This window comes from Streptomyces koelreuteriae, from assembly GCF_018604545.1.
Classification (GTDB): Bacteria; Actinomycetota; Actinomycetes; order Streptomycetales; family Streptomycetaceae; genus Streptomyces; species Streptomyces koelreuteriae.
Window position 1 is genome coordinate 7136167 of record NZ_CP075896.1, and the last position, 16784, is coordinate 7152950.

A 16784-nucleotide genomic window follows, 5' to 3' on the forward strand; every position below is an offset into this window, starting at 1 on the left:
CCCGCCTGGAACCAGGGTCGAAAGTGAATATCAGTCAACAGCCTGCCGCGCGCCCCAGAGCCCGCGGCACCGAGCGCTCGCTGGCGCGCCGTGCCGAACTCATCGCCATCGGCCGGAGGTTGTTCGCCGACACGTCCTACGACGCCCTCTCGATGGACGACATCGCCCGGCAGGCGCACGTAGCCAAGGGGCTCATCTACTACTACTTCCAGTCCAAGCGGGGCTACTACCTGGCCATCATCCAGGACTCGGTCACCGACCTGGTCACCCTGGCGGCGAGCGGACTCGAACTGCCCCCGGTCGACCGTGTCCAGCGCACGATCGACAGCTATCTGCGCTACGCCGAGAGCCACCAGGCCGCCTACCGCACGATCGTCAGCGGCGGGGTCGGCTTCGACACCGAGGTGCACGCCATCCGGGACGGTGTGCGCGAGGCCATCGTTGCCACCATCGCCGAGGGCGCGTACGGCCGCCTGGACATCACCCCGCTGGCGCGGATGGGCCTGCTGGCCTGGGTGTGCGGTGTCGAGGGCGCCACCCTCGAATGGATCGACCGCCCCGAACTGCCCCGCGAGACCATGTGCGAGCTGCTGGTGAAGGGGCTCGGCGGCGCCCTGCGCGCGATCGAGGACCTGGACCCCGCCTATCCGGCCCCGCAGGAGGCCGCCCGCCAGGACGCGTGAGCCGGGGGCGGCAGGGTCCGTCACGGTCCCTCCGCCCCCTGCTCACCCCGCCTTACCTGATGGCCTTGATCAGCTCACCGTTCGCCGTGTCGCCGCTGAGCTCCCAGAAGAACGTGCCGCCCAGACCCTGCTGGTTCTTGTACGTCATCTTGGTCCCGATGGTCGCCGGGGTGTCGTAACTCCACCAGTTGTTCCCGCACTTGGCGTACGCCGTGCCGGCCACCGTCCCCGTCGCCGGGCACTTGGACTTGAGGACCTTGTAGTCGTCGATGCCCTGCTCGTACGTGCCCGCCGCCGGGCCGGTCGCGGTGCCGCCGGGGGCCGACTGGGTGACGCCGGTCCAGCCGCGCCCGTAGAAGCCGATGCCGAGCAGCAGCTTCGAGGCGGGGATGCCGAGGCCCTTGAGCTTGGCGATGGTCGCCGAGCTGTGGAAGCCCGCCTTCGGGATGCCGGAGTACGAGGTCAGCGGAGAGTGCGGGGCCGTCGGGCCGGCGGCGTCCCAGGCGCCGAAGAAGTCGTACGTCATGGGGTTGTACCAGTCGACGTACCGGGCGGCGCCCGCGTAGTCCGCCGCGTCGATCTTGCCGCCGGGGGTGGCGTCGGCGGTGATCGCCGCGGTGACGAGGTTGCCCGAGCCGAACTTGGCGCGCAGGGCCTGCATCAGATTCGGGAAGGCCGCCTTGCCGCTGGTGTCGCAGGTGGCGCCGCAGGCGTTCGGGTACTCCCAGTCGATGTCGATGCCGTCGAAGACATCGGCCCACTTGGAGTTCTCGACCAGGTCGTAGCAGGACTGGGCGAAGGCGGCCGGGTTCCTCGCGGCCTCGCCGAAGCCGCCCGACCAGGTCCAGCCGCCGAAGGACCACAGGACCTTGAGGTCCGGGTGCTTCTGCTTCAGCTTGCGCAGCTGGTTGAAGTTGCCGCGCAGCGGCTGGTCCCAGGTGTCGGCCTTGCCGTCGACGGAGTCGGCGGCGGTGTAGGCCCGGTCGGTGGCCGCGTTGGCGTCGCCCATCGCGCACTTTCCGCCGGTGACGTTGCCGAAGGCGTAGTTGATGTGGGTGAGCTTCGCCGCCGAGCCGGACGTCTCGATGTTCTTGACGTGGTACTTGCGGTCGTAGGTGCCCCATTCGGTGAAGTACCCGATGACCTTGGAGCCGGGTGCGGCCTTCGATGCCGCGGCGGCCTCCTGAGCCGAGGTCGCCGCGGTGGCGGTCGAGGTGCCCGCGCCGGCCAGCAGACCGGCGCCGAGGACGGCGCAACAGGCCGCGGACACGACGGCCCGGAAGCGGGAGCGGTGGGGGGTGTGCATCCGGTGTCTCCTCGTGGGGAGAGGGAACGCGCGCCGATTGGCATGAACGCGATGAATCGGTGAAGCGAAACGGTAGGAGGACTAGACCAGTTCGGTCAATGGTGCGGACCAATTTGGATCCGGCGGACGTGCTCGGGTATTACCTGAAGTAAGCGGTCGTTAACTGGTGACTGCATGCCTCCGATCGGGCATACTCACTGCGCACAGCCGCTGGTCAGCAGCTTCCGAGACCCGGGACTGCAAGCATCGGCCAGGCACCAGATCGACCCGGCGGCGCCGCCCCCACCCATGGGCCCGACCGCCAGTGCCCGACAGGGAGGAGAGCGTCGCCATGCCCGACCGCGCCCCGCAGCCGGTGGACCGACAACTGCCCACGGAGGAGGCCCGGGAACTGATCTCGCTCGTCCGTGACATCGCGCGGCAGGAGATCACCCCGAAGGCGTCCGAGGAGGAGGACGCCAGCCGCTTCCCGCGTGAGCTGTTCACCCTGCTCTCGCACTCCGGCCTGCTCGGCCTGCCGTACGCGTCCGAGTACGGCGGCGGCGACCAGCCGTACGAGGTCTATCTCCAGGCCCTCGAAGAGCTCGCGGCGGCCCGCCTCACGGTCGGTCTCGGGGTCAGCGTGCACTCCCTGTCCTCCTACGCGCTCGCCGCCTACGGCACCAAGGAGCAGCAGGTCGAGCACCTGCCCGGGATGCTCGCCGGCGGCCTGCTCGGCGCCTACTGCCTCTCCGAGCCGCAGTCCGGATCGGACGCGGCGGCCCTGCGCACCAAGGCCGTGCGGGACGGCGACGGCTGGGTGATCACCGGCACCAAGGCCTGGATCACCCACGGCGGGATCGCCGACTTCTACACGGTCATGGCGCGCACCGGCGAGGACGGCCCGCGCGGGATCACCGCGTTCCTGGTCCCCGGCGACGCGCCGGGCGTGAGCGCGGCGGCGCCCGAGAAGAAGATGGGCATGAAGGGCTCGCCCACCGCCCAGGTCCACTTCGACGGCGTACGGATCTCCGACGACCGGCGCATCGGCGAGGAGGGGCAGGGCTTCGCGATCGCCCTGTCCGCGCTCGACTCGGGGCGGCTCGGCATCGCGGCGTGCGCGATCGGCGTGGCGCAGGCGGCGCTCGACGAGGCGCTGACGTACGCCGCCGAAAGGCGCCAGTTCGGGAAGGCGATCGCCGACTTCCAGGGGCTGCGCTTCATGCTCGCCGACATGGCGACGCAGATCGAGGCGGGCCGCGCGCTCTACCTCGCGGCGGCGCGGCTGCGTGACGCGGGCCGGCCGTTCGCCCGGCAGGCGGCCATGGCCAAGCTGCACTGCACCGACACCGCGATGCGGGTCACCACCGACGCCGTGCAGATCCTCGGCGGCTACGGCTACACCGCGGACTTCGCGGTCGAGCGCTATATGCGCGAGGCCAAGGTGCTGCAGATCGTCGAGGGCACCAACCAGATCCAGCGGATGGTCATCGCCCGCCATCTCGTGGGTCCAGAGGAACGCTGAACTGGTCGAGGCCCCGCCAGGGCGCCGCGAGCCGCATCCACTCCGGGTCGTGGCGGCCCGGCAGGGTGCGGCCGCCCTCGGCCCAGGTCCGCATCAGGTCACGGTAGATGGGCGGGTCCTGGTAGCGCGGCGCGGTCGGCCGAACCGATTCTGCGGGTGCCGGGACGAAGAGGAGGCGCTGACGCCCGGTCGCTGAGGAGATGGGGGTCATACCAGGGCAACGCGGCGGACGCCGGACAGGTCACCGGGTAGCGGAATCGGGCGTGCGTTCACGGGCGTCCGGCCCCGTGTCCCCTCCGGGGCGGGTACGGCGTGCCGCCTCACGTTCCGGACGCACTGAACCGCACCACGGCGCACTGCGGGTCGTGATGCGGTTCAGTCACGGGTGTGGAGCGAGCAGGCCGGGAAGACCCGCGCTCAGGCCGCCTGGCGGCGCATGACGGGGACCCTGATCGGGCGCGAGCCCGGGCCGCCGACGTGCGAGAAGGGCTGGGTCCGCCAGTCGAGCCCCTGAGGGAGCGTCAACAGCAGGGCGGTGTCCTGCTCCTGCGGATCCGCGGACTCGTCCGCGGGGCGGGCGTCCGTGGCCTTGCGGCCGGTGCCGGCACAGACCGTGAGTCCGAACGGGTTCCACGGCGAGGCGCACAGCGCGTGCTCCGGCAGAACCTCTTCGTCCGCCAGCAGCGCGATGGGCTGAGCGCAGTCCGGGCAGACGACCCGGAACATCTCGAAGGTGTCGTAGAAGTCGAGCTCGTCGTCGAAGGCGTCGGGTTCGACGCCCTCCGGCTCGGGCTCGACGACGAGCTGAGGCCGCTTGGGCGCGGTGCGACCAGGGCGCTTAAGACTCTGCATTGGGTTCTCCCCCTCGGACTGGGCCGTATCGGCGCTGAGGCCTCGGCCACAGCAAGCACTTCCCGTCCCCTCTCGGCGGTAATCACGAGAACATCACGGAGACTGTTCGAGCACTGTGGCGTTCGTCACATGCCGCGCGCAGGTGCCCACTGCGGTGGGTTTGTCCCCCGGACGGCTGACCCCCGGCTTCCGGCCACATCACGAACCGGGCATGACCTGCGCTGCTCAGGTATCGGAGGAGATCAACGGCACTGTAGGTTCTTGCGCCATGGAGGAGCTGGACCGACAGATCGTGCAGCTGCTCGTCAAGGACGGGCGGATGAGCTACACCGACCTGGGCAAGGCCACGGGCCTGTCCACGTCGGCCGTGCACCAGCGGGTGCGCCGGCTGGAGCAGCGCGGCGTCATCCGCGGCTATGCCGCGGTCGTCGACCCGGAGGCGGTCGGGCTGCCCATGACCGCGTTCATCTCGGTCAAACCGTTCGACCCCAGCGCGCCCGACGACATCGCGGAGCGGCTCGCGGGCGTGCCGGAGATCGAGGCCTGCCACAGTGTCGCGGGCGACGAGAACTACATCCTCAAGGTGCGGGTCTCGACCCCGCACGAGCTGGAGGAACTGCTCGCCCGGGTGCGGTCGTTGGCAGGGGTCTCGACGCGGACGACGGTGGTCCTGTCCACGCCCTATGAGGCGCGGCCGCCGCGGATCTGAGCGCCGCCCGGCCTGGAAGGCCACCCTTGTTCGGAGCGACCCGGGTCAGGCGCGAGACTGTTGTCCATGAGTGAGTCCAGCGCCCCGTCGAAGACCGTCCTGCTCCGTCGTGGAGAGGTGCACAGCCCCGCCGATCCGTTCGCCACGGCGATGGTCGTGGAACGCGGGCAGATCGCCTGGGTGGGGTCGGAGGGGGCCGCCGACGCCTTCGTGGACGGCGTCGACGAGGTGATCGACCTGGACGGCGGGTTGGTCACTCCGGCGTTCACCGATGCGCATGTGCACACCACGGCCACCGGCCTCGCGCTCACCGGCCTCGATCTGTCGGCCGCTCCCTCGCTCGAGGCCGCCCTGGCCCTCGTACGGGACTTCGCCGCCTCCCGGCCGGACGACCGTGTCCTGCTCGGACACGGCTGGGACGCCGCCCGCTGGCCCGGCGGCCGCCCCCCGACCCGTGCGGAGCTGGACGAGGCCGCCGGACACCGGCCCCTCTACCTCAGCCGGATCGACGTCCACTCGGCGGTCGTCACCACGGCCCTGCTCGACCTGGTTCCCGGCGTCGCCCGCGCCGACGGACCCCTCACCGCCGACGCCCACCATGCCGTACGGGCCGCGGCGTTCGCGGGCGTGACGCCTCAGCAGCGCGTCGACGCGCAGCGCGCCGCTCTCGCGCACGCCGTCTCCCTCGGCATCGGCACGGTCCATGAGTGCGCCGGCCCGGAGATCTCCTCCGAGGACGACTTCACCGGCCTGCTGCGCCTGGCCGGCGGGGAAGCAGGGCCGCGCGTCGTCGGCTACTGGGCCGAGCGGGACGTCGCCAAGGCCCGGGAGCTGGGCGCGGTCGGCGCCGCGGGCGACCTGTTCGTCGACGGCGCCCTCGGCTCGCACACGGCCTGTCTGCACCAGCCGTACGCCGACGCCGGCCACACGGGCAACGCCTACCTGGACGCCGACGCCGTGGGCGCCCATGTCATCGCCTGCACCGAGGCGGGTCTCCAGGCCGGCTTCCACGCCATCGGCGACGCGGCGGTGGACGCCGTGGTCGAGGGCGTGCGCACCGCCGCCGAGAAGCTGGGCCTCGCCCGCGTCCGCGCCGCCCGCCACCGCGTCGAGCACGCCGAGATGCTCACCCCGGACGCGATCACGGCCTTCGCCGAACTCGGCCTCACCGCCTCCGTGCAGCCCGCCTTCGACGCCCTGTGGGGCGGCGAGGACGGCATGTACGCACAGCGGCTGGGCGCCGGGCGGGCGCGTGCGCTGAACCCGTTCGCGGCCCTGCTGCGCGCCGGTGTCCCGCTCGCCTTCGGCTCCGACAGCCCGGTCACCCCGCTCGACCCCTGGGGCACGGTCCGGGCCGCCGCCTTCCACCGCACGCCGGAGCACCGCGTCTCCGTGCGCGCCGCGTTCACGGCGCACACGCGCGGCGGCTGGCGGGCCGTGGGGCGGGACGACGCGGGCGTCCTGGTGCCGGGCGCCCCCGCCGACTACGCGGTGTGGCACACCGGCGAGCTCGTGGTGCAGGCCCCGGACGACCGGGTCGCCCGCTGGTCCACGGACCCCCGCTCCGGCACCCCGGGCCTGCCCGACCTCACACCGGGCCGCGACCTGCCCGTCTGTCTGCGCACCGTGGTGGGCGGACGCACGGTCTTCGTACGGCCGGGCGAGTGATCTACGGGGGTGGCGCGCATGAGATCGTGTGCCACGCCCCCGGCGCGCGACCTGCGCATCCTCCGCACTGACCAGGCCTTTGCCGGACAATGCGCAGGTCAAACGGCTGTTGACAGGCAGCCGCAGGTGGCCGGTAGGTTCGGCGGAGTCCACCACCGGACGCCCGACCGGGAACGTCCGCGCACTCGCCGCAGCGCCGCCGGGTCAGGGACGGTGTGCCGCAGCGGGCACCGCCACTGGGAGCCAGGCTCAGGCCGGCACAGCGCCGAGGGAACGTTCCGGCCGGTCGGGGAGGTGTGACCCGGGAGGGGCCCGGACGCTCAGTAGACAACGGCTTTCGGTCGATCCGCAGCCAGCGGGTCCCAGGTCGGCCCGAAGGGCGCCGGGCCCCCATCCGCCGTACGCTCGTCCGCGAAAGCGCATTCTTACCCGCGCCTCGCGGATTCGACACCCCTGTTCGAACGTCCTGTCGCGTCATCGCAGGCCGGGCCCATTAAGGTGGATCCCTGCGTACGGACTTGAAGGGGCATCAGTGAACGACGGCGACGGAACCCTCGCGGCAGGAGCCCAGGGGAGGAAGTTCGGCCCGCTCGGCACCGCCTTGGTGATCATCCCGACCTACAACGAGGCGGAGAACATCAAGAGCATCGTCGGCCGGGTGCGCGAGGCCGTCCCCGAGGCGCACGTACTCGTGGCCGACGACAACAGCCCGGACGGCACGGGCAAGCTGGCCGACGAGCTGACGGTGGACGACGACCACGTCCATGTGCTGCACCGCAAGGGCAAGGAGGGCCTGGGCGCCGCCTACCTGGCGGGCTTCCGCTGGGGCCTGGAGCGCGACTACGGCGTGCTGATCGAGATGGACGCCGACGGCTCCCACCAGCCCGAGGAACTGCCCCGGCTGCTCACCGCCCTCAAGAGCGCCGACCTGGTACTCGGCTCGCGCTGGGTTCCCGGCGGCCGGGTGGTGAACTGGCCGAAGTCCCGTGAGGCGATCTCCCGGGGCGGCAGCCTCTACTCCCGTCTCGCGCTCGACCTGCCGCTGCGCGACATCACCGGCGGCTACCGGGCGTTCCGCCGCGAGACCCTGGAGGGCCTCGGGCTCGACGAGGTCGCTTCCCAGGGCTACTGCTTTCAGGTCGACCTGGCGCGTCGCTCGGTCAAGGCCGGCTACCACGTCGTCGAGGTGCCGATCACCTTCGTCGAGCGCGAGCACGGCGACTCCAAGATGAGCCGCGACATCCTCGTCGAGGCACTGTGGCGGGTCACGGCGTGGGGCGTGGGGGAGCGGGTCGGCAAGGTCACGGGGCGCGGCGGCAAGCAGGACCGGTCCTAGCGGACGTCCGGGGGCGCTCAGGAGTGGCTGATCTGCCCTTATCCCGGACTGAGCCGGGTCCAGGCACACTGGAGGCATGACGACTGGCGCTCAGACCCCCAGTACCCCTGCCCGGCCCCGGCGCTCCCGGCTGCGCACCTTCCTGCCGCTGGGGCTCGCGGCATGGCTCGTGCTGGAGATCTGGCTGCTCACGGTGGTCGCGGGGGCGTCCAGCGGGCTGGTGGTCCTCCTCGTCCTGCTCGCGGGCCTCGTCCTCGGCTCGGTCGTGATCAAGCGGGCCGGGCGGCGTGCCTTCCGGAACCTCTCCGAGGCGCTGCAACAGCAGCAGAGCGGTGCGATGCCCGCGGCGGCCCGGCCGAACAGCGAGGGCAACGGCCTGATGATGCTGGGCGGGCTGCTGCTGATCATCCCCGGCCTGGTGTCGGACGCGGTGGGTCTGCTCCTGCTGCTGCCGCCGGTCCAGAAGGCCGTGAGCCGCTTCGCCGAGAGCACCTTCGAGCGCAAGCTCCGCGAGGCCGACCCCGGCACCTTGGGCGGGGCGTTCCAGCAGGCCCGTATGCACCGCCCGGACGGCAAGGTCGTCCCGGGCGAGGTCATCAGGGACGAGCCGGGCGACGCACCCAGGGAGCAGCGCCCGCCGCTGACGCACTGACTGTCCGGGCGCCCGGGCGCCCGGACCCGATGGCAGGGCACCCGGTCCGGCCAGGTCGGGCACACATGAGCATGTGAGCACGCGAGCAGGAAAAAACCGCGGGCGCCGTACATGACGTACGGCGCCCGCGGTTCTGATGCGCTGTTCGGCCAGGGCCGAAGAGGGTCAGGCCGACTTGCGGCTGCTGTCCCGGGGATGAATCGCGATGTTCATCGCACCGGAGCGCAGCACCGCCAGACGCTCCTCGAGGACCTCTTCGAGCTCCTCACGGGTGCGCCGCTCCATCAGCATGTCCCAATGCGTACGCGCGGGCTTGCCCTTCTTCTCTTCCGGGACATCGCCGTCCACGAGGAGTGCCTGGGCCCCGCAGACCTTGCACTCCCACTCCGGCGGGATCTCCGCCTCGACCGAGAAGGGCATCTCGAACCGGTGCCCCTTCTCGCATGCGTACTCCACGGCCTGGCGCGGAGCCAAGTCGATGCCGCGGTCCGTCTCGTAGCTGGTCACCACGAGGCGCGTGCCGCGAAGAGCTCGCTCACTCATGAATCGTGCCTCCCGGGCTTGTCGCCCACAGGACAGGTGTCGCTGTCGTCGTCATCCGGTCAACGTCCGGTCGGCGGTAAAGATTCCCGTTCCGAGTCCCGTTCCGGGTCATGCGTCGCCGTCGTAGCCGCAGCCTTGTCAACCCTTGCAGTACCCACCAGCGCCCGGTTTGTCACATCTGCTAGCAGATGTAACCCAGCGTTTCGGCATCTTTGACGCGCAGTAACGGTACGCCTGGCAGGCCAAACGCGTACACTACAGCCCTTTCGCGCCGAGTGCTAAATCTTGTCAGGAACCGGATTCCCCGCTTCACGGATCGCACGCCCCACGGGTACCCGCAGGAGCAGGACGAATCCGATGACGAAGAAGCCGACCAGCGAGATGATCGCGTCCCGGTAGCTCCCGGTGAGCTGGTAGGTGAGCCCGAACAGCAGGGGCCCGAGCCAGCTCATGCCGCGGTCGCTCATCTCGTACGCCGCGAAGTACTCGGCCTCCTTCCCCGGCGGGACGAGGTGGGAGAACAGGGAGCGGGACAGCGCCTGGCTGCCGCCGAGGACCAGGCCGATCCCGGCGGCCAGGACGAAGAACCACACCGGCGCCCCGGCCGGCAGGAAGAATCCGGCCGCCAGCGTCACCGTCCACGCGACCAGCGAGCCGAGGATGGTGCGCTTGGCCCCGTAGGTCCGGGCCAGCCGGCCCATCGTCAGCGCGCCCGCCACCGCCAGCACCTGCACCAGCAGGATGGCGCCGATCAGGGTGGACTGCCCGAGGCCCAGTTCCTTCGAGCCGTAGACCGAGGCCTGGGAGATCACCGTCTGGATGCCGTCGTTGTAGACGAGGTATGCGAGCAGGAAGGCCAGGGTCAGTGGGTGGCGGCGCATGTCGCGGACGGTCGCCGCGAGCTGCCGGAAGCCGGGGAGTGCTCCCTCGCGCGCGGCGGCCCTGCGGTCGCGCAGCCGCCGGAGCGGGATGAGGGCGAACGCGCCCCACCACAGACCGGCCGACGCCAGGCAGATGCGGACCGCCGTGCTCTCGGAGATGCCGAAGCTCTCGTGCCCCGTATAGAGGACGAGGTTGGCGACGAGGACCAGCGATCCCGAGGCGTAGCCGAAGGCCCAGCCGCGGGAGGAGACCGCGTCCCGTTGCTCGGGCGGGGCGATCTGCGGCAGATAGGAGTTGTAGAGCATCATCGCCACGGACTGGGCCGCGTTCGCGACGACCAGGAGGGCCCCGCCCAGCAGATAGCGGTCGCCGTCCAGGAAGAACATGGCCGCCGTGGCCGTGGCGCCCGTGTAGGCGGCGATCGCGAGCAGCGGCTTCTTGCGGCCGGTGCGGTCGGCGGCGGCGCCCACCAAGGGCATCACCAGCACGGCCACGATCACCGACAGGGACACCGAGTACGCGAAGAAGGCCCCGGCGCGCACCGGGATCCCGAGGGGGTGGACGTACCCCTCGGCGTCGGCGGCCGACTCGGCGACCGAGGTCAGATAGGGGCCCAGGAAGACGGTGAGCACGCTCGTCGAGTAGACGGAGCACGCCCAGTCGTAGAAGTACCAGCCGCGCTGCTCGCGTTTGAGATCAGCCGCCCCGTCGTCCTGCGGTGTCCGCACGGTGTCGGTGCCCACCCGTGCCCTCGCTTCCCCGTGAACGCGCGGAGGGCGGCGGGGCGGGGTGTCAGACCCAGACGCCGCGGTCCTCCATGACCTTGCGCAACGTGTCGATGTGATCGGTCATGATGCCATCCACACCCAGGTCCAGGAGCCGGTGCATGCCCTCGGGGTCGTTGACGGTCCACACATGCACCTGGAGCCCGCGGGCGTGGGCGGCGTGCAGGAAGCGGCGGTCCACGACCTGGATGCCGGACTGGATCTCGGGGACCTGGGCAGCGACCGCCGAGCGGCGCACCGCGGCGGGCAGCCCCCAGGAGCGCAGCCGCAGGTTGAGCACGCCCCGGGTGCCGTACGACGTGGCCAGACGCGGGCCGGCCAGCCGCTGGGCGCGCACCACGCGGGCCTCGGAGAACGAGCCGAGGCAGATCCGGTCCCAGGCGTCCGTGCGCCCGACCAGGTCCAGGAAGGGCAGCAGGGCGGCCTCCGCCTTGACGTCCACGTTCCAGCGCACCTCGGGGAAGGTCTCCAGGAGCTCCTCGAAGAGGGGCAGCGGCTCCTGGCCCGCCACGCGCGCGTGCCGTATCTCGTCCCACGGCAGGTCGGCGATCCGGCCGGCGCCGTCCGTCACCCGGTCCAGGGTCGCGTCGTGGAAGGCGACGAGCTTGCCGTCCCGGGTGGTGTGGACGTCGGTCTCGATGTACCGGTAGCCCGCCTCGACGGCGCACCGGAACTGCCGCACGGTGTTCTCCAGGCCGTCCGCGGCCCCGCCCCGGTGGGCGAAGGCGATGGGGCCGGGGTGGTCGAGATAGGGATGGCGTATCCGCGGGGTCACGGACGCAGTATCGCTCCTCGGGGTTGACCGGTGGCAACGACCGTGCTGCCGCCGGATGCCGCGGGGACGGCGAACACGCGCAGGAACAGCTGGGCGAGCGGGCCGATCGAGACCGCGTAGAGCACGGTGCCGATGCCGACGGTGCCGCCCAGGACGAAGCCCGTCGCCACGACCGTGAACTCGATGGCCGTGCGCACCACGCGGATCGAGACCCCCGTGCGCTGGTGCAGGCCCGTCATCAGGCCGTCGCGCGGACCCGGGCCGAAGCGCGCCGCGATGTACAGGCCGGTCGCCGCGCCGTTCAGGACGATCCCCGCCACCAACAGCGTCACGCGCGCCACCATCCCGTGCGCGTCGGGCACCAGGGCCAGTGTCGCGTCCATGGCCATGCCGATGACCAGCACGTTGGAGACCGTGCCCAGGCCCGGCCGCTGGCGCAGCGGGATCCAGGTGAGCAGCACCGCCGCGCCCACGATCGTCAGCACCACGCCGATCGACAGCCCCGTCCGTTCGGCGAGGCCCTGGTGCAGCACGTTCCACGGCTCCAGTCCGAGCCCGGACCGGACGAGCAGCGCCGAACTCGCGCCGTACAGCGCGAGACCGGCGTAGAGCTGGGTCAGCCGCCGGGTGAGATGGCGCCGCGTGGCCATGATGTGCCCTCCAGTGGTGCGAGTGGACTGATGCATGACACCCTGTGGCTTGGATGGAGAGGTCATCCATGGCCAATCCGGGGAAGGTGGACTGATTCCGATGGCGCAGTGGACTTCGGCCGTGGGTGCGGCACAGCTCGCCCGACTGCTCAACTCCCAGCAGGAGCGCCCGGCAGGGCCCGGCACCCGCCGCCCGCCCGCCTATCGCGCGCTCGCCGACGGCATCCGCCTGCTGGTGCTCGAAGGACGGGTGCCGGTTGCCGCCCGGCTGCCCGCCGAGCGGGAACTCGCCCTCTCCCTGTCCGTCAGCCGCACGACGGTCGCCGCGGCGTACGAGGCGCTGCGGGGCGAGGGCTTCCTGGAGTCCCGGCGCGGCGCGGGGAGCTGGACCGCCGTACCGGCCGGGAACCCGCTGCCCGCGCGCGGACTGGAACCGCTGCCGCCCGAGACCCTCGGCTCGATGATCGACCTGGGCTGTGCGGCGCTGCCCGCTCCCGAGCCCTGGCTGACCCGGGCCGTGCAGGGCGCCCTGGAGGAGCTGCCGCCGTACGCGCACACGCACGGCGACTATCCCGCCGGGCTGCCGGCGCTGCGGTCGATGATCGCCGAGCGGTACACCGCGCGCGGGATCCCGACCATGCCCGAGCAGATCATGGTGACGACCGGGGCGATGGGCGCGATCGACGCGATCTGCCATCTGTTCGCCGGGCGGGGCGAGCGCATCGCCGTCGAGTCGCCCTCGTACGCCAACATCCTCCAGCTGATGCGGGAGGCCGGGGCCCGGCTGGTGCCCGTCGCGATGGCCGAGGGGCTCACCGGCTGGGACATGGACCGCTGGCGGCAGGTCCTGCGGGACGCCGCGCCCCGGATCGCGTACGTCGTCGCCGACTTCCACAACCCGACCGGCGCGCTCGCGGACGAGGACCAGCGGCGGCAACTGGTCGACGCGGCGCGCTCCGCGGGGACCGTGCTGATCGCCGACGAGACGATGAGCGAGCTGTGGCTCGACCCGGACGTGCGGATGCCGAAGCCGGTGTGCTCCTTCGACCGGGCCGGGTCCACGGTGATCACGGTGGGGTCGGCGAGCAAGGCGTTCTGGGCCGGCATGCGCATCGGATGGGTGCGGGCCGCGCCGGACGTGATCCGCAGCCTGGTCGCCGCCCGGGCCTACGCCGACCTCGGCACGCCCGTGCTGGAGCAGCTGGCCGTCAACTGGCTGTTCGGGACAGGGGGCTGGGAACAGGCCGTGGAGGTGCGGCGCGAGCAGGCCCGGGAGAACCGCGACGAACTCGTGGCGGCGGTGCGGCGAGAGCTGCCCGGGTGGGAGTTCGAGGTGCCACAGGGCGGTCTGACGCTGTGGGTGCGGACCGGCGGGCTCTCCGGGTCGCGGCTCGCCGAGGCGGGGGAGCGGGTCGGCGTGCGAGTGCCGTCCGGGCCTCGGTTCGGCGTGGACGGCGCGTTCGAGGGGTATGTGCGGCTGCCGTTCACCGTGGGGGGCGCGGTGGCCGAGGAGGCGGCTGTGCGGCTGGCCGCGGCGGCGCGGATCGTGGAGGAGGGCGGCGCGGGGGGCGGTGAGGCGCCGCGGACGTTCGTGGCGTAGGGCTCCGCGGCTCAGCCGCGCAAGGCGCAGCCGCCGCCGGGCCGGTCCCGGCGCCCGGCCGGCGTGGCCGGGGCGTCCGGCGTGGCTAGGTCGCCTTTGCCTTCGTCTTTGTCGGCTTGGTCAGGACCGGTACCGGGTTCGGGATCGTGTCCTTCGGCTTGGTCAGGACCGGTACCGGGTCAGGAGCGGGTTCCGGCTTGGGGTCCGTCGTGAGCGGCTTCGCCTCCGTGCCCTCCGGGTCGGGGACCGTCTCGCCGTCCGCCGGTGTCGTGCGGGGCGGGAGGAGATCCAGGACCGCCTGGCGGTGGGCGTCGGACGTGGTGTCGTCGTAGGGGTTCGGCGTGGCCGGGACCTGGAGGCGGTGGACCGGGCCGAGGCCCAGGCGGGCGTAGCCGCGGCCGGGCGGGACCTCCTCGACGGGGGTGGTGTGCGGGGGCGCGCCGAGGACGGACTCGAGCTGCTCGGCCGTCGCCGGGCCGAGGACCACGCGTGCGCGGGTGTGCTGCCGTACCGGCTCGCCGAGGGCGTCCATGGTGTCGAGCTGCTCGGCCACGACCACCGTCACATTCGCCGGGCGGCCGTGCCGGAGCGGGACCTGGAGGAGGGACTGCGGGTCCTTGCGGTCCTGCGCGGCGGCCAGATGGGTGAACGCCGTCGGACGGTCCAGGAGGATCCACAGCGGACGCTTGGTGTCGTCCGGCGGCGGCTCGCCCTCCTGGTGGGCCCGGTTGGCGGCGATCAGCCGACGTTCCGTCTCGGTCGCGGCCCACTCCAGGCTCGCCACCACCCCGGGCAGGCCGCATTCGACGGCCAGTACGCCGTCCCGGCCGGTCAGGCAGGCGTATTCGCCGGTGCCGCCGCCGTCGACGATCACCACGTCGCCGTGCTGGAGGGCCTGCAGGGCGATGGACCGCAGCAGCGTCGAGGTGCCGGTGCCCGGCTGGCCGAGGGCGAGCAGATGGGGCTCGGTGGAGCGCAGGCCCGTGCGCCACAGCACCGGGGGCACGTCCCGCTGCTGCTCGCCGTGGACGAGCGGGAGGGTGCGCTGGACCAGGGTCGGGTCGGTGAAGCCGAGGACCGTCTCGCCCGGAGCGGTGACGAAGCGCTGGGCGGCGATGTCGACGGCGAGCGGCATGAGCACGCTGACCGTCAACTGGTTGCCCTCCTCTTCCCACGAGAAGTGGTATTCGCGCCCCCGGCCCGACTTGGCCGCGAGCAGGCCCTCGATCCGGGCGCGTGACTCGGCCTCGCCGTCGGCGAAGTACGCCGGGTAGTGGATCACCAGATGCGAGATCCGGCCGCCGCCGTCGAAGGCGTAGGTGGGGAAGGCCTTCTCCCAGGAGCCGCCGTGGGAGTAGAGCGGCTCGGGGTCCTCGGCGGTGGAGAAGTACGGCACGAGCGCTTCGTACAGGGACTGCAGGCGCTGGGTCTGCGACTCGTCGGGCCCGTCGGACGCCGCCGCGGCGCGTTCCCGGCCCTGCCATGCGGCCGCCGCCATCAGGGTGATGGCGGCGAGCAGCGGTCCGTACGGCATCAGGGCCACGACGAGGATCACGGAGGCCACCAGGAACAGCAGCGCTCCCCGTTTCTCCTTGGGGGTCTCGCTCCATCTGCGCCGTCCGGCCGCTGCCAGCCGGCGCAGTCCGCGCGTGATCGTGATCAGCGGATGGAGGACGTCCGTGGCGCTGTCGGCGGCCGTTCGGGCCAGCTCCCGGCTCCGGACGAGCTGCGCGCTGCCGTTGCTCAGGATGCGGGGGAGGGGACGCCGGGCCACTGCTGCCTCCGATGAGTGCGTACGGGCGGGATGCGCACGGCGTGCGGGGCCGTCAGAACTTGATTCCGCCCAGGAGGCTCGCCAGGCTCTCGCCGCCTGCCTTGATGCTCGGGGCGATGGCCGTGCTGGCCAGGTAGAAGCCGAAGAGCATCGCGACCACGGCGTGCGACGCCTTGAGGCCGTCCTTGCGGAAGAAGATGAAGACGACGATGCCGAGCAGGACCACGCCTGAGATGGAGAGGATCATTTGGGTTCTCCTGGTTCGCGGGGACAGTCACCATGAGTACTTCCAGGCTCACAGGATGTATCCATACGATAAAAGGTGCAACTGGGTGGAAATCGGGTGGTTTCTCCCAGGCTGCGGCGTGGTCCGGAACCGGTCGAGCTGGGGTGTTGTGCTCGCCCGGGTCTGTGGTGATCTTTACCTCGGGCACATCGGGTCATGTGCCGCGCGAGCCAGTACCCTGGCGATTCACTCGTACGGCTGCACCATTCGCAGGCGTGCGCACCCGACGTGATGAGCAGTGGAGAGGCGGTCCGGCCGATGACCGAAGTCCCCGACCCCGAGGTCGTGGAGCTGGCGACCAAGATCTTCGATCTGGCCCGGCGGGGACGGACCGAGGCGCTCGTGGCGTATGTCGACGCGGGTGTTCCGGCCAACCTCACCAATGACCGCGGCGACTCGCTCGTGATGCTCGCCGCCTATCACGGCCATTCCGAGGCGGTGCGCGCGCTGCTCGCCCGCGGGGCCGAGGCCGACCGGGTGAACGACCGAGGCCAGACCCCGCTCGCGGGAGCGGCCTTCAAGGGCGAGACGGACGTCATCAAGGCCCTCCTGGAGGGCGGCGCCGACCCGTCCGCCGGCACGCCGTCGGCCGTCGACACGGCTCGGATGTTCGGCCGGACGGAACTGCTCGAACTGTTCGGCGAGCGCTGAGCCGACCAGTCTGACCTGGAACGACACAGAAAACGGGGGAGGCGGTACAGGGCCGCCGAAATTTCGGTCGCGGCAGACGGAAGAGCCGAGTCATCATGACGACGTGGTTCACGGACGTGATGGTTGGG

At 71.7% G+C, this 16784-nt stretch carries 17 protein-coding genes; 8 read left to right on the forward strand and 9 right to left on the reverse strand.

Annotation, left to right across the window (positions count from 1 at the left end; translation table 11 throughout):
- Window positions 1-23 precede the first annotated feature (23 nt).
- Window positions 24-683, forward strand: a complete 660-nt coding sequence (locus tag KJK29_RS32220; RefSeq protein ID WP_215122678.1) for a TetR/AcrR family transcriptional regulator — start codon at window positions 24-26, stop codon at window positions 681-683.
- Window positions 684-735: 52 nt separating this feature from the next.
- Here KJK29_RS32220 and KJK29_RS32225 read toward each other — a convergent pair whose 3' ends face one another.
- Window positions 736-1989 (reverse strand): glycoside hydrolase family 18 protein, encoded by a 1254-nt coding sequence (locus KJK29_RS32225; protein ID WP_215122679.1) that lies wholly within the window; start codon window positions 1987-1989, stop codon window positions 736-738.
- A gap of 331 nt (window positions 1990-2320) precedes the next feature.
- On the opposite strand from KJK29_RS32225, the gene KJK29_RS32230 reads away from it, so the two are divergent.
- On the forward strand, window positions 2321-3493 hold the full coding sequence (locus tag KJK29_RS32230) for an acyl-CoA dehydrogenase family protein (RefSeq protein WP_215122680.1): 1173 nt from the start codon (window positions 2321-2323) through the stop codon (window positions 3491-3493).
- Here the strand turns inward: KJK29_RS32230 and KJK29_RS39455 are convergent.
- Together KJK29_RS39455 and KJK29_RS32235 are read right to left on the reverse strand one after the other, a co-directional pair.
- Entirely contained in the window at window positions 3456-3704 is a 249-nt protein-coding gene (locus tag KJK29_RS39455; RefSeq protein WP_370869173.1) for a hypothetical protein, read from the reverse strand. The two genes, KJK29_RS32230 and KJK29_RS39455, sit on opposite strands and share 38 nt — an antisense overlap.
- 206 nt (window positions 3705-3910) lie before the next feature.
- Window positions 3911-4345 carry a hypothetical protein gene (locus KJK29_RS32235; RefSeq protein WP_215122681.1) on the reverse strand — a complete coding sequence of 145 codons (435 nt, stop codon included), beginning with the start codon at window positions 4343-4345 and terminating at the stop codon, window positions 3911-3913.
- Window positions 4346-4613: 268 nt separating this feature from the next.
- Between KJK29_RS32235 and KJK29_RS32240 the strand changes: the two genes are divergently transcribed.
- The 4 genes from KJK29_RS32240 to fxsA all read left to right on the forward strand — a co-directional run bounded on the left by KJK29_RS32240 (window position 4614) and on the right by fxsA (window position 8710).
- On the forward strand, window positions 4614-5054 hold the full coding sequence (locus tag KJK29_RS32240) for an Lrp/AsnC family transcriptional regulator (RefSeq protein ID WP_125508282.1): 441 nt from the start codon (window positions 4614-4616) through the stop codon (window positions 5052-5054).
- Between the two features lie 66 nt (window positions 5055-5120).
- On the forward strand, window positions 5121-6722 hold the full coding sequence (locus tag KJK29_RS32245) for an amidohydrolase (protein WP_215122682.1): 1602 nt from the start codon (window positions 5121-5123) through the stop codon (window positions 6720-6722).
- A gap of 532 nt (window positions 6723-7254) precedes the next feature.
- Window positions 7255-8058, forward strand: a complete 804-nt coding sequence (locus KJK29_RS32250) for a polyprenol monophosphomannose synthase (RefSeq protein ID WP_215122683.1) — start codon at window positions 7255-7257, stop codon at window positions 8056-8058.
- Between the two features lie 76 nt (window positions 8059-8134).
- Entirely contained in the window at window positions 8135-8710 is a 576-nt protein-coding gene (gene fxsA, locus KJK29_RS32255) for an FxsA family membrane protein (RefSeq protein WP_215122684.1), read from the forward strand.
- A gap of 165 nt (window positions 8711-8875) precedes the next feature.
- On the opposite strand, the gene KJK29_RS32260 is transcribed toward fxsA, so the two are convergent.
- The 4 genes from KJK29_RS32260 to yczE all read right to left on the reverse strand — a co-directional run bounded on the left by KJK29_RS32260 (window position 8876) and on the right by yczE (window position 12381).
- Window positions 8876-9253, reverse strand: coding sequence for an RNA polymerase-binding protein RbpA (locus KJK29_RS32260; RefSeq protein ID WP_184597099.1), 378 nt, complete (start codon window positions 9251-9253; stop codon window positions 8876-8878).
- A 278-nt stretch (window positions 9254-9531) separates the two neighbouring features.
- Window positions 9532-10878 carry an MFS transporter gene (locus KJK29_RS32265; RefSeq protein WP_215122685.1) on the reverse strand — a complete coding sequence of 449 codons (1347 nt, stop codon included), beginning with the start codon at window positions 10876-10878 and terminating at the stop codon, window positions 9532-9534.
- A 49-nt stretch (window positions 10879-10927) separates the two neighbouring features.
- On the reverse strand, window positions 10928-11695 hold the full coding sequence (locus KJK29_RS32270; RefSeq protein WP_215122686.1) for a glycerophosphodiester phosphodiesterase: 768 nt from the start codon (window positions 11693-11695) through the stop codon (window positions 10928-10930).
- The gene (yczE, locus tag KJK29_RS32275) at window positions 11692-12381 is read right to left on the reverse strand and encodes a membrane protein YczE (protein WP_370869174.1); all 690 of its coding nucleotides are present in this window, start codon (window positions 12379-12381) and stop codon (window positions 11692-11694) included. Before yczE ends, KJK29_RS32270 begins: the two co-directional genes overlap by 4 nt.
- Window positions 12382-12445: 64 nt before the next feature.
- On the opposite strand from yczE, the gene KJK29_RS32280 reads away from it, so the two are divergent.
- Complete coding sequence (locus KJK29_RS32280) at window positions 12446-13945, forward strand: SCO1417 family PLP biosynthesis transcription factor (protein ID WP_215122688.1); 1500 nt, start codon at window positions 12446-12448, stop codon at window positions 13943-13945.
- 85 nt (window positions 13946-14030) lie between these two features.
- Here KJK29_RS32280 and KJK29_RS32285 read toward each other — a convergent pair whose 3' ends face one another.
- On the reverse strand, window positions 14031-15719 hold the full coding sequence (locus KJK29_RS32285) for a hypothetical protein (protein ID WP_215122689.1): 1689 nt from the start codon (window positions 15717-15719) through the stop codon (window positions 14031-14033).
- A gap of 52 nt (window positions 15720-15771) precedes the next feature.
- Window positions 15772-15966, reverse strand: a complete 195-nt coding sequence (locus KJK29_RS32290; RefSeq protein ID WP_030843336.1) for a hypothetical protein — start codon at window positions 15964-15966, stop codon at window positions 15772-15774.
- 297 nt (window positions 15967-16263) lie between these two features.
- Between KJK29_RS32290 and KJK29_RS32295 the strand changes: the two genes are divergently transcribed.
- A complete protein-coding gene (locus KJK29_RS32295; protein ID WP_215122690.1) occupies window positions 16264-16656 on the forward strand; it encodes an ankyrin repeat domain-containing protein in 393 nt (130 codons plus the stop codon).
- Window positions 16657-16784 lie beyond the last annotated feature (128 nt).